Raw genomic sequence first — 12720 nt, forward strand, 5'->3', positions numbered from 1 at the left:
CGGATGCCCTTGCGGTCGCGCTTCGACGGCTCACCCCCACGGGCGTGGGGAGGACTTCGCCGTGTACAGCTTGACCGCGGCGTCGGCCGGCTCACCCCCACGGGCGTGGGGAGGACCGGCGTCGTGACGGTGAGCGGAGGCCATTCGGCGGCTCACCCCCACGGGCGTGGGGAGGACGGCCTCTAGACCTAGAGGCTCGTAAGGCCACCGGCTCACCCCCACGGGCGTGGGGAGGACCTCCAGGAGGCCATGACCACCTCCGACTTCAGCGGCTCACCCCCACGGGCGTGGGGAGGACTGAGCGGCCAGCACCCGGAGCCGGGTTGCTTGCGGCTCACCCCCACGGGCGTGGGGAGGACGGAGGGGCGGGGGCGTCGTCGCGTCAGGAGGTCGGCTCACCCCCACGGGCGTGGGGAGGACGGACATGGAGCGACCCCTCCGCCTGCCTACGCCGGCTCACCCCCACGGGCGTGGGGAGGACGACCCGGCACACTTCGGAGATGCGCAGCAGGCCGGCTCACCCCCACGGGCGTGGGGAGGACGTCGCGGAGGTGCCGTTGAACGAGACGCGGATCGGCTCACCCCCACGGGCGTGGGGAGGACTGCCCGACGCCGATCCCGGCGTCCTTCGCCGACGGCTCACCCCCACGGGCGTGGGGAGGACCGCCTAAGCGATAACGTCCGGGGACGATATCGCGGCTCACCCCCACGGGCGTGGGGAGGACCTCCTCTCGTAACGGCGGACGGGGATGCCCGCCGGCTCACCCCCACGGGCGTGGGGAGGACGGCCCGGCGGCAGGACACCGCCCTGGTCGAACGGCTCACCCCCACGGGCGTGGGGAGGACTTGACGAAGTTCCCCAGCGATGACGCGGACGACGGCTCACCCCCACGGGCGTGGGGAGGACCGGGGCCGGGGGGATCAGACGGTCCGGTCGTGCGGCTCACCCCCACGGGCGTGGGGAGGACACGGAGCCCGGCCGCTTCCGGCCGGGCTCGTGCGGCTCACCCCCACGGGCGTGGGGAGGACTTCTTGAGCTGGTCTGTCATCTGGCCCGCTTCTGGCTCACCCCCACGGGCGTGGGGAGGACGCCGCGGACGTCGGCGGCATCCTGTCCGGGGTCGGCTCACCCCCACGGGCGTGGGGAGGACGGCCCCCGCTCCCGGGAAGGGAGACGGGGGCCGGCTCACCCCCACGGGCGTGGGGAGGACACTTCGCGACCTGCGACGTTACAACGACGACACCAGGTTCCCAGTCCTTGCCTTGAGCACAAGGCGAGGAGTCCAACCGAGAAAAACTTTCATATTGACCAATCTCACATGAAATGTCGTCCTGTCACTCTACAGTGATGTCTCGCCTGATGATCTAGCCGTAGGCCTGCTGTTCTTCGGTCTTCTCTCGAGAATTGCGAGGTGTTCGAGTGGACGAACCCCCGGACGTCGACTTGATGCTGTGGGGGAAGTCTCGAGGGCTTCCGGCGCGGTATCCCCTGGTGTGTCACCTGCTCGACGCGGCCGCCGCCGTGGAGGTGTTGTGGGATGACTACCTTGCACCGGGTCTGCGTACTGCCCTGGCAGGCGAGCTGGTGGTGGGAGAGGAACGCGCGCGCCGCTTATTGGCGTATTGGGCGGGATTGCATGATATTGGCAAGTGCATGTCCTGTTTCCAGGAGCAGGACGGAGATGGTTTCAGCGGGCTTGTCGGCTACCCCGAAGTGGATGGCGAGGCGAAAAGTCATGCGTTCGCCGCTCATGTCTGGCTGGGGCGGATGCTGGCCGGCTCCGGTTACACGGCGAAAAGGAAGTGGTCTGCAGCCATCCGGGTCGCTCAACTGCTGGGCGGCCACCACGGCGCGTTCTCCTCATTCCACCATCTCGAGTTCCGCGACCCGCTGGGCGCGCTGCCGGCCCTGGGAGAGGGCCGGTGGGAAGAACAACGCCGGGCCATCGCTACTGCGGTCCATGAACTGATGGATCGTCCTGAACCACCGCCAGAGGTATCGGCCGCAGGTGGGGCGCTGGCCTGCGCCGTGGTGATCCTCGCCGACTGGCTGGTGAGTCAGGATGCCTTCCTGCGCCGGCGTATCGATGCCGGTCTGCCCAGGCATGGGGACATCACCGATCTTCAGCGCCACCTGGCAGGCAGCCGGGCCGCCGTCGTTCCGCTACTACGGGAGGCCGGTCTAGGCCGGCTGACTTTCAAGCCCGGAGGGTTCAGCGAGGACTTCCCTTTCCAACCGAACGATCTGCAACGCTCCATCAGCGAACGCCTGCCGGTTCTCGTCGGCGGAGAACCTGGGCTTTTGCTGATCATGGCACCGATGGGGGAAGGCAAGACCGAGGCCGCGCTGCACGGGGGACGGCTGATGGGTGAAGCCGCAGGGATGCCGGGCTGCTTCGTCGGATTGCCGACCATGGCCACCTCCGACCAGATGCTGCGACGGGTCGATGACTTCCGCGCCCGCCGGGCGGAAGGTGCCGACTCGCTGACTCTGTTGCACGGGATGGCCTGGCTGAATACGGCTTACTCGCCCGATGGTGGGGAGGCCCGTGTTCTGACGGACGACCCGATGGCGACCCGGTGGCTGCGAGGAAGCAAACGTGGCCTGCTGGCCAACCTCGCGGTGGGCACGATCGACCAAGCGCTGCTGGCGGTCCTGCGCGGCCGGCACAACGTGCTGCGGATGCTCGGCCTGGTCGGCAAGGTACTCGTCATCGACGAGGTACACGCCTACGACGCCTACATGCAGGGCCTGCTGAAGGTGCTGCTGGAGTGGCTGGGCGCGTTGAAGGTACCGGTCGTGCTGCTGTCGGCGACTCTGCCGGTGGCGGTCGGACGGAGGTTGGCCGAGGCCTACCTGAAAGGCGCCGGCTGCCGGGAACAGAAGGTACCCGAGGTGACCTACCCCGGGTGGATCTACGTCAGCCCGCAGGCTGCGCAGGCTACGGCGGTGGCGAGCCGGGAACGGATCCTGCGGGTGGAGAGCCACCGCGTGCCGATCGGCCGTGACGGGCGCCTGGACCGGTCGGCCGCCCTGCAGAATGTTCTGACACCGGTGGCGGACGAGGGCGGGTGCGCGGCGGTCATCTGCAACACCGTCGCCGAGGCCCAGCACACCTATCTGGCGTTGCGCGACTGGATCCGGCAGCGCGGTGGCGCGCAGGTTCCGGAGATCCGGCTGTTGCACTCCCGATTCCCGGCCTATCGCCGCGAGGAGATCACCCAGGAGATGGTGGGCTGGTTCGGTAAGGACGCCGCCGGCCACCGGCCTCGGGCGGCGATCTTGGTGGCGACGCAGGTGATCGAGCAGTCCCTGGACCTGGACTTCGATGTCGTGGTCAGTGATCTGGCGCCGATCGCGTTGCTGCTGCAGCGCGCGGGTCGCTGCCAGCGGCACCCGGTGAACGACACCAGACGGCCCGGCTGGGCTGTGGGCATGCGGCTGGTGGTGCTGACCCCCGCCGACGCGCGCGGTGAGCTCGTCGTGCCGCGGGCCTGGCCGTTCGTCTATCCCACGTCGCTGCTGCGCCGCACCCACGATGCGCTCATGCGTCTGGACGAGGGCGCGGTGGCCATTCCCGGCGCCATCCAGGCCTTGGTCGATGAGGTCTATGACGAAGATTTCGGTAACGAGGTCGCGCCGCTCACCGACGATGACGTGTCGCGGTTGGCTGATGAGCAGACCAAGGACCTGTATGCGCGCATGGCCGCCATCCCGGCGCCCGAGGACGTCGAGGAGCTGAGCCAGCTCAGCGGGGATGACTTCATCAACGAGTTCTCGACCCGCCTGGGCGCCGAGTCCGGGAGGGTCGTTTGCTGTACCGTCGGCGCCGACGGCCGGTTCCTGCTCGATGGCGAGCGCCTTCCCGAGACCGGAACCAGTGGTTCCGGGAACAAGCGATGGTTTTCCAAGGAGCAGGTCCGGCTGGTGATGCGCCACACCATCCCGGTGCCGGGAACGTGGCTGCGAGGCCTGTCAGCGGACAACGCCCCACCAGCGGCGTGGGCCGACAGTGCTCACCTTAGCGATCTCACCGTGGTCACGATGTCCGGCCAGCAGCCATCCGGGCAGCTCGGCCAGCGGCAGGTGTGGCTGTCGCCGGAGCTGGGGCTGGCGGAGTTTCCCGCAACACCGAGCTGATGAGTGGCTCGTACCACCGTGCAAGAAAGGAGCGCGATGACGTATGACCTGCTGACGCGTGACTGGGTGCCCGTCCGGATCGGGGACGTGCGGCGGCAGATCGGACTGCGGGAGCTGTTCGAACACGCTCACGAGCTGACTGACATCGAGGCCGCGCCGCCGCCGGGCGCCTCGGGCTTGTGGCGGGTGCTAACGGTCATCGCGGCCCGGATCACCGGCCTGGACGACATGAGCCTGAGCGCGAAGGCGTGGGGTGAGCGCCAGGAAGCGGTCTTGGAGGCCGGATACTTCGACTCGGATGAGGCGGATAAGTATTTCGCCCGGCACGCTGGCCGGTTCGACCTGTTCGACACCGACCGGCCGTGGCTGCAAGATCCCCGTCTGCGCGAGCAGTGCCCGTCGAGCTCTGGTGTGAACAAGCTCGTCATGTTCCGGTCCGCCGGCAACAATCAGGTGTGGTTCGACCACGCGACCACGTTGCAGGTGCGGCCGATCTCCGCTAACGAGGCGGTCTTCCACCTGTTGACGCAGCTGTACTACGGCCCGTCCGGCCAGTGCACACCCCGCACTGTCGGCGCCACCCGGGGCGGCAACAGCAAGGCCGGGCCGCTGCGCAGGACGATCTCCTTCCACCCGCTGGGCCGCAACGTTTTCGAGTCGCTGGTCGCCGGGATTCCTCCCGCCTACCGGTACAACACCGGTGGAGTCGATCTCGCCCCCTGGGAGACCGATGAGCTGCCCAATCCGTTGGGAGTGCCGCCGCGGCCCAGTGGCCTGGGCGGAGTGCTGTGTGGCCGGTTCCAGCACGCGGTGCTGCTGGAGAGTTCCGACGACGGCGAGTCGGTGGCGGATGCGTGGATCACTTGGGCGTGGCGCGATCGGGAATTCCCGGCCGAGGACCCGTACCTGGTCTACCAGCAGAACAAGGAAGGCGGTTTCTACGCCCGGCAGGCCGATGCCGGGCGGGCGCTGTGGCGGGACTTCGACGCGCTGATCCTGGAAGACGCCGGAGACGACCACCGCCGCCGCCCGGCTGTCCTGGTCACAGTCGAGGACCTGCGCGGGCTGCTGCTACCGGTGCTCCGGGTGCGGGCGTTCGGGTTCGATCAGGACGGCCAGACCCGTGACAAGGAATGGACAACCGCAGTGACCCCGGCGCTGCTGGCGCTGGCGAACGAGACGCAGGTGGCGCGAGCCGTCAGCGAGATGCGGCAGACGGCCGAGAAGACCGAGCGGCACCTGCGCTGGGCACTACGCGATGTGTGGATCGCGATCAACGACCCGTCTAACGGTGACGGCAGGCCCCAGCGCAAGGACATCTCGGAAGGGCCGTGGCCAGCCCAAGGCTCGGCCCGGTACTGGCCGCGAGCCGAGCGGATCTTCTGGCAGCGGGTGCGTGAGCGCCGTTTCGACCGTGCGGCAGATGCCTTCCTGCACCTGGCACTGGAGGTCTACGACGAGGTGACCGACAGCGCGAGCGCGCGGCCCCGGATCAAGCGGGCCGTCGAACTCAAACGAGGGCTGATCTTCGCCGCGCGCGGGTCCCGCACCGCGACCGGTAAGGCGAGCAAGGTGAAGGAGCGTGCATGAATGTGATCCCGTCGATCCGCACAGCCGACAGATACGTGGCCTATCTCGACCGGGTGATCCGCACCGATCCGGGGCGCCGGGCCGCTCTCCGTCGCGGACTGGGCCGACCGGTGGACGACGCCCTGGTGCGCAGGAGCCATGCCGTCGTCGCGCGATGGCTGCCGGTGGACCGGCCGGGCCGCGCGGTCGAAAGCGCCTACTACACGGTGGCGGCGCTCATCGCCGCGCAGCCAGCCCGCCGCCAGGAGCCCGAACCGCTGCCAACGGCTGAGGCTGAGTCGGTCGATCCTCCGATCGCATCCGAGAAGCAGGAAGAGGCGGAGCGACCCACGACCAGCCTGGGCGGCACCCTGGGCGTCGCCGTGCGCGACGACAAGCTCAACCCCACCTCCGTGGAGGAGCGCCTGCATCTGCTGTGCCGCCAGGACATCAGCGGCCTGCACCGTCACCTGCCCGGCCTGGTCCGCCAACTGGCGGCCAAAGAGATGGCGCCGGACTGGGGGCGGCTCCTGGTCGACCTGAGCGGGTGGGGACACCGGCGCGACCAGATCGGCAAGTGGTGGCTGCAGGACTTCTACCGCGCTACGAACCCCGTAACGACTACTTCCGCGACTGACAACGACGCAGAGGGCGAGGACCAGTGACCATCCCCCGATACCTTGACGTGCACGTCCTGCAGACCGTGCCGTTCGCCAACCTCAACCGCGATGACCTCGGCTCGCCCAAGAGCGTGGTCTACGGCGGCGCCATGCGCACCCGCGTCTCCAGCCAGTGCTGGAAGCGCGCCGTGCGCCTGGACGTCGAACGGGCCATCGGAGATGCGGCGGTGCGCACCCGCCGCATCCCGGCCGAGGTCGCCGCGCGGCTGCGCGAGCGCGGCTGGAGCGAAGAGGCGGCGCTGGCGGCCGGAGCGCAGATCGCCCTGTCGGCCAACAAGAAGGACGGCCTGAAGCTGGAGGACAGCGGCAGCACCTCGGTGCTGGTGTACCTGCCCCAGGCCGCCCTGGACGCGCTGGCGGACCTGGCCGAGGCCCATCAGGAGGCGATCGAGCAGACCGTCGGCGTCAAGAAGCCCAAGGCGGTCCTGCCGATCGATGAGGTCGCCGCTGTGCTGACCGAACGCAACGGCATCATCAACCTGTTCGGCCGGATGCTGGCCGAGCTGCCCGGTGCCGGGGTCGATGGCGTTGTGCAGGTCGCGCACGCCTTCACCACGCACGAGGTCGCCCCGGAGATCGACTTCTTCACCGCGGTCGACGACTGCCTGCCCGCCGACGAGGTCGGCAGCGGTCATATGAACAGCGCCGAGTTCAGCGCCGGCGTCTTCTACCGCTACGCCAACCTCGACCTGCACGGCCTGCTGCACAACCTCGGCGGGGACGCGGCGATGGCGCGTGAGCTGACCGAGGCGTTCCTGCACGCGTTCGTCTCTTCTCTGCCCACCGGCAAGCAGACCTCCTCGGCCGCCACCACCCTGCCCGACCTGGTGCACCTGGCGGTGCGCGCCGATCGGCCGATCTCGCTGGCGGCCGCGTTCGAGGCGCCGGTCCGCGCCGAGAACGGCATCGCCGCCCCTTCCCGCCGCCAGCTGGCTCACCACGCTGAGCGGCTGGGCAAGCTGTGGGGGACCGGCGGCCTGCTCTACCGCGGATACGCGAGCATCGACGACAAGCCGCTCGACGGGCTCGGCGATCAGGCCGACTCCTTCGCCGACTTGATCGGCGGTGCGGTCACGGCAGCGCATCCCCAGAGCGTGGCATGAGCGGCCTGGTCCTGCGGCTGGCCGGTCCACTGCAGTCCTGGGGCGAGCACAGCGTCTTCACCCAGCGCGACAGCCTGCGCTTTCCCACCCGCTCCGGTCTGATCGGCCTGCTTGCCAGCGCCGAAGGCCTGCACCGGGGCCGCCCGCTGTCGGCGTATGAGGAGCTGCGCTTCACCGTCCGCATCGACCGGCCCGGCATCCGCATGATCGACTTCCATACCATCGGTGGCGGACTACCGCGCGGGGTTCCACGCCCGGACGGCACGCAACGGCCTCGCGACACCGCCACCATGGTCACCCGCCGCCAGTACCTGGCCGATGCGGTCTTCACCGTCGCCGTCGACGGCTCCGACCAGCGCATCGACGAGCTCGCCCAGGCGCTGCGCCGCCCGCACTGGCAGCCGTATCTCGGGCGGCGCTCCTGCCCACCGGACCAGCCGCTGCTGCTACGCCAGACCGACGACGCGGTGGCCCACCTGGAGACCAAAGTGCCGCTGGCACGCCGACTGCGCCAAGGCGAGGAACCGGTGGTCGAGTTCGTCGTCGAGGGCACCGCCGACGCCGCCGACGCGGTCACCGAAATCGCGGACGTGCCTGAGAGCTTCAACCGCTACGACCGGCGCTACCGCACCCGCAGCGTCAGCATCATCACCCGGACCTTGCCGGGACAGCTGTGCTCTGCCGGTGAGGAGTTCTGGGAGCGCCTCATCGCCTACGTCACCGAGGAGGAATCGTGACCGCCTGGCTGGTGCGGATCCTGCCGGAAGTACGACGGCGGGACGTCCAGTCCGATCTGGCCGACCCCGACCGGCTCCACAAGCGCCTGATGATGCTGGTACCCGACGAGATCGGCGAGAAGGCCCGAGCCCAGGGCGGGGTGCTGTTCCGGACCGAGGACACTCGGACCGGTCTGCAGATTCTGGTGCAGACCACCATGAAGCCCGAACTGTCGCGGCTGCCCGACGGCTACGGCGAGATCGCCGTGCGCGAGCTGGACGGTCTGCTGACGCGGCTTGTCTCAGGGACGCGGGTGCACTACCGCATCACCGCCAACCCGTCCAAGCGCCTGGGCAGGAACGCCGGCCCCAAGGCCGGAAAGATCCAGGCATTGCGGGGGGCCGCGGCCGAGGAATGGTGGGTGGCCCGCGCCGCCGCAGGCGGGCTCGCCGTCGCCACCGTGACGTCGCAGTCACAGCAGGACATCCGCGCCAAGGGCACCGTCCGGCACGCCGCCGTGCGCTTCGACGGCACCGCGACGGTCACCGACGCCGACGCCCTGCGCGCCGCTGTTCTGGGCGGTATCGGCCGCGGCAAGACCTACGGCTGCGGCCTGCTCAGCCTTGCCCTGGCCCGCTCATGACAAGTACGGCCCGGCGGAAACTCGCCGCCCCCACCCTGGCGATGCTGCCCCGCATCTCCGACTCGCTGTCGTTCCTGTACGTCGAGGCAGTCCGGATCGTCCAGGATGACACCGGCGTCTGCGCCCAGGTCGAATCCGCCCGCGGAACCGACCGGGTCTACCTGCCGACCGCGGCCCTGGCGTGCATCCTGCTGGGGCCCGGAACATCGATCACCCAGCCGGCCATGGCCACGATCGCCCGGCACGGCACCTCGCTGGTGTGCGTCGGCGCGGGCGGCGTACGCAGCTACGCCGGGATCATGCCCGCTTCACTGACCACGGCATGGCTGGAAAAGCAGGTCCGCGCCTGGGCGAATGACGAGAGCCGGCTACAGGTGGCGACCCGGATGTACGAAGCGCGCTTCGGTGCCGCCCCGCCCGGGGCGTCACTGGCCCAGCTGCGTGGCATGGAGGGCCAGCGCGTCAAAGCGCTGTACCGGCTCCTGGCGACGAAGCACGGGATCAAGCGCTTCAAACGCAACTACGACCCCGAGGCGTGGGACGACCAGGATCCCGTCAACAAGGCCCTGTCCGGAGCCAACTCCTGCATGTACGGCGTTGTTCACGCGGCCGTCCTGGCACTCGGCTGCTCTCCGGCGCTGGGCTTCATCCACAGCGGCACCCAGATGGCCTTCGTCTACGACGTCGCCGACCTGTACAAGGCCCGCATCACCATCCCGCTGGCCTTCTCCCTGCACGCCTCCACCGATCCCGAGCGGGAAGCCCGAAGACGCCTACGAGAGGACTTCAGGGCGTTCAAGCTCATGCCGCAGATCGTCGCCGATATCCAGGCATTGATCGACCCGTCCGCCGACCGGCCTGCTTCAGCTGAGCGCGGCAGCGACCTGGTGCATCTGTGGGACCCCCACGCCGGAGCACTGCCGGCGGGTGTGAACTACGGGTCCGATGCCTTCGACTTCTCTTTGGAGTGACCGATGGCTTCAATGATCGTCATCTCCACGACCGCGGTCCCTGATCACGTCGGAGGAGCGCTGTCGCGCTGGCTCATCGAGCCCTGCCCTGGCCTGTTCGTGGGTACGGTCTCAGCTCGCGTGCGGGACGAGCTATGGTCGGCCGTCAGTGCGAATGTGGGCGACGGCATGGCGGTTCTCGTCCATCCAGCGGACACGGAACAGGGCTTCCTGATACGGACGGCGGGACAACGCCGACGCCATGTGGTCGACTTCGACGGCCTACAGTTGATCAGATTCGCTGCCGATAGCTTAAGTAGCGGATCTTCGTCAGTGGAAACTTCAAGTGCGATTGTGAAGTAGCAGGTCAGGAAGTGTCCTCCCCACGCCCGTGGGGGTGAGCCGTCAAGCCTTGACTGTGGCGTGGTGAGGGGCTAGTCCTCCCCACGCCCGTGGGGGTGAGCCGTCGCGGTGGCCCTTGACCGCGCCGGCCACGCCGTCCTCCCCACGCCCGTGGGGGTGAGCCGGCGATGGAGAGCGGCGAGGGCCTGAAGGAGGTGTCCTCCCCACGCCCGTGGGGGTGAGCCGGTGACCCGCGACGTGCGGATCATCGCCCCCACGTCCTCCCCACGCCCGTGGGGGTGAGCCGCCGAAGTGTCGCGCCGCGCCAAGGAGATGGACGTCCTCCCCACGCCCGTGGGGGTGAGCCGGGATCGTTTGTCGTCATGCGAGGAGATGAGGCGTCCTCCCCACGCCCGTGGGGGTGAGCCAGAACGACGCAACGCCCAGACCTGCCTGCGCGAGTCCTCCCCACGCCCGTGGGGGTGAGCCGCCCCGCAACGCGCGTGAGGCGGAGTGGGGTGAGTCCTCCCCACGCCCGTGGGGGTGAGCCGCCGGGATGACGCTCGCCGAGCTGGCCGCGTTCGTCCTCCCCACGCCCGTGGGGGTGAGCCGGGACCCCAGCCCATGACGACCGTGACCATCAGTCCTCCCCACGCCCGTGGGGGTGAGCCAGCATCGTACGATGCTTTGTGTCGTACGACGCAGTCCTCCCCACGCCCGTGGGGGTGAGCCGCCCGCGACCGCGCCCTGGACGACGCCATCCGCGTCCTCCCCACGCCCGTGGGGGTGAGCCGTACGTCCCGGAGGCGAAGGGCGGCGAGCTGGCGTCCTCCCCACGCCCGTGGGGGTGAGCCGCGTCACCCGGACCTGGGCCTCCGCCGGGGGAGGTCCTCCCCACGCCCGTGGGGGTGAGCCGGCACCCTGCCCTCCCCCCTAGTAGACGAGCGCGTCCTCCCCACGCCCGTGGGGGTGAGCCGCCGCTCGGCGCCCCGACTCTGTCGGGCGGGCAGTCCTCCCCACGCCCGTGGGGGTGAGCCGGCTCTGCATGCGCGGATCGACGTCGGGCGGACGTCCTCCCCACGCCCGTGGGGGTGAGCCGTAAATCGAAGTAAATCATTGTCATGACTAGTCGTCCTCCCCACGCCCGTGGGGGTGAGCCGTCCGGACCGGCGATGTCGTCGCTGCCGCCGCAGTCCTCCCCACGCCCGTGGGGGTGAGCCGCGGCCGGGCTCGGGGCGGTGGGCTGGTCAGGCGTCCTCCCCACGCCCGTGGGGGTGAGCCGGCCATCGAGCTACTCCAGAGCCAGGGCCTTGTGTCCTCCCCACGCCCGTGGGGGTGAGCCGCAGCTGCGCGCCGCCGCCCTCCGCGCGCTCGAGTCCTCCCCACGCCCGTGGGGGTGAGCCGCCGGCGGATGACGTGCGGGGTGAGTGGCCGATGTCCTCCCCACGCCCGTGGGGGTGAGCCGGCCGATGAGGACCGCGACGAGCTGGTCATGGTGTCCTCCCCACGCCCGTGGGGGTGAGCCGGCACTGGCGGCGGCCGCCGGAGCCCTGATCCAGTCCTCCCCACGCCCGTGGGGGTGAGCCGGTGGGGAGGATGGCGGGCTGGTCGTCGCTGCCGTCCTCCCCACGCCCGTGGGGGTGAGCCGACCGGCGCGCCTGTCACCCAGTCGTCCGGGGCGTCCTCCCCACGCCCGTGGGGGTGAGCCGCGGACACCTCTGCCCAGGACCACGCGGGGGTGGTCCTCCCCACGCCCGTGGGGGTGAGCCGCCTCAGCCGACCAACATGATCGCTGGTCATGCGTCCTCCCCACGCCCGTGGGGGTGAGCCGATCACGTTCGGGCCGGACCGGCCGGAGATCAGTCCTCCCCACGCCCGTGGGGGTGAGCCGACGGACCCGCTCGTCTTGGCCAGCTTGACGGAGTCCTCCCCACGCCCGTGGGGGTGAGCCGCCGTCCATGTCGATCGAGTGTGGGTCCGGTTTGTCCTCCCCACGCCCGTGGGGGTGAGCCGGGCTTCAGCGGGGAGCGCTCGGACATCGTGCAGTCCTCCCCACGCCCGTGGGGGTGAGCCGGCGGAGGGCTTCCTGGTCAGCCGGGCCGGAGCGTCCTCCCCACGCCCGTGGGGGTGAGCCGCCACCTTCACCGTCAACAAACCGGCGGGCACGGTCCTCCCCACGCCCGTGGGGGTGAGCCGCTCGAAGCGGCCACGAGAGCTCTGCCGAAGATGTCCTCCCCACGCCCGTGGGGGTGAGCCGGCGCAGGAGCGCGAGGCCACGCCGCTTGAGGCGTCCTCCCCACGCCCGTGGGGGTGAGCCGTCGAACGCGGCGGCGGAGCAGCTGAAGGAGAAGTCCTCCCCACGCCCGTGGGGGTGAGCCGCATCGCTCTGCGCGCGAATGTCGCGGGCTTTGGTCCTCCCCACGCCCGTGGGGGTGAGCCGTCGGCGAAGGAGGCCGGGATCGGCGTGCAGCAGTCCTCCCCACGCCCGTGGGGGTGAGCCGGCGTTCACGGTCGCCGGGTCGTCGCAGTTGTTGTCCTCCCCACGCCCGTGGGGGTGAGCCGCCCGGCACCTGCT

At 70.0% G+C, this 12720-nt stretch carries 8 protein-coding genes and 2 CRISPR repeat arrays (1 of these 10 only partly in view); all 8 genes read left to right on the plus strand.

The genetic code is table 11. The annotated features are described in order from the left end of the window. Positions 1-26 precede the first annotated feature (26 nt). A CRISPR array of direct repeats spans positions 27-1211; the repeat unit is 29 nt; unit sequence CGGCTCACCCCCACGGGCGTGGGGAGGAC. A gap of 209 nt (positions 1212-1420) precedes the next feature. Genes cas3 through cas2e form a run of 8 tightly spaced genes read left to right on the plus strand, consistent with a single transcriptional unit; the run spans position 1421 to position 10166 of the window. Further along, positions 1421-4141 carry a CRISPR-associated helicase Cas3' gene (cas3, locus tag ACFOWE_RS04950; protein ID WP_377285692.1) on the plus strand — a complete coding sequence of 907 codons (2721 nt, stop codon included), beginning with the start codon at positions 1421-1423 and terminating at the stop codon, positions 4139-4141. 36 nt (positions 4142-4177) lie between these two features. Beyond that, positions 4178-5731 carry a type I-E CRISPR-associated protein Cse1/CasA gene (gene casA, locus ACFOWE_RS04955; protein ID WP_377285694.1) on the plus strand — a complete coding sequence of 518 codons (1554 nt, stop codon included), beginning with the start codon at positions 4178-4180 and terminating at the stop codon, positions 5729-5731. Beyond that, a complete protein-coding gene (casB, locus tag ACFOWE_RS04960; protein ID WP_377285695.1) occupies positions 5728-6375 on the plus strand; it encodes a type I-E CRISPR-associated protein Cse2/CasB in 648 nt (215 codons plus the stop codon). Before casA ends, casB begins: the two co-directional genes overlap by 4 nt. Continuing rightward, positions 6372-7493, plus strand: coding sequence for a type I-E CRISPR-associated protein Cas7/Cse4/CasC (gene cas7e / locus ACFOWE_RS04965; protein ID WP_377285697.1), 1122 nt, complete (start codon positions 6372-6374; stop codon positions 7491-7493). The genes casB and cas7e overlap by 4 nt, the downstream gene beginning before the upstream one ends. Beyond that, the gene (gene cas5e / locus ACFOWE_RS04970; protein ID WP_377285699.1) at positions 7490-8230 is read left to right on the plus strand and encodes a type I-E CRISPR-associated protein Cas5/CasD; all 741 of its coding nucleotides are present in this window, start codon (positions 7490-7492) and stop codon (positions 8228-8230) included. Before cas7e ends, cas5e begins: the two co-directional genes overlap by 4 nt. After that, positions 8227-8853, plus strand: a complete 627-nt coding sequence (gene cas6e, locus ACFOWE_RS04975; protein WP_377285701.1) for a type I-E CRISPR-associated protein Cas6/Cse3/CasE — start codon at positions 8227-8229, stop codon at positions 8851-8853. The genes cas5e and cas6e overlap by 4 nt, the downstream gene beginning before the upstream one ends. Next, positions 8850-9824 (plus strand): type I-E CRISPR-associated endonuclease Cas1e, encoded by a 975-nt coding sequence (gene cas1e, locus ACFOWE_RS04980; RefSeq protein WP_377285703.1) that lies wholly within the window; start codon positions 8850-8852, stop codon positions 9822-9824. The genes cas6e and cas1e overlap by 4 nt, the downstream gene beginning before the upstream one ends. Before the next feature lie 12 nt (positions 9825-9836). Then, a complete protein-coding gene (cas2e, locus tag ACFOWE_RS04985) occupies positions 9837-10166 on the plus strand; it encodes a type I-E CRISPR-associated endoribonuclease Cas2e (RefSeq protein ID WP_377286440.1) in 330 nt (109 codons plus the stop codon). A 13-nt stretch (positions 10167-10179) separates the two neighbouring features. After that, positions 10180-12720: a CRISPR direct-repeat array (repeat unit 29 nt; unit sequence GTCCTCCCCACGCCCGTGGGGGTGAGCCG) (it continues 2427 nt past the right edge of the window).

This window comes from Planomonospora corallina (assembly GCF_042650625.1).
Taxonomy (GTDB): Bacteria; Actinomycetota; Actinomycetes; order Streptosporangiales; family Streptosporangiaceae; genus Planomonospora_B; species Planomonospora_B corallina.

Excerpts from the sequence above, each read along its gene's own strand:
- cas2e (WP_377286440.1), top strand. The coding sequence starts at position 9,837 with ATGATCGTCATCTCCACGACCGCGGTCCCTGATCACGTCGGAGGAGCG.
- cas5e (WP_377285699.1), top strand. The coding sequence starts at position 7,490 with ATGAGCGGCCTGGTCCTGCGGCTGGCCGGTCCACTGCAGTCCTGGGGC.
- casA (WP_377285694.1), top strand. The coding sequence starts at position 4,178 with ATGACGTATGACCTGCTGACGCGTGACTGGGTGCCCGTCCGGATCGGG.
- casB (WP_377285695.1), top strand. The coding sequence starts at position 5,728 with ATGAATGTGATCCCGTCGATCCGCACAGCCGACAGATACGTGGCCTAT.
- cas1e (WP_377285703.1), top strand. The coding sequence starts at position 8,850 with ATGACAAGTACGGCCCGGCGGAAACTCGCCGCCCCCACCCTGGCGATG.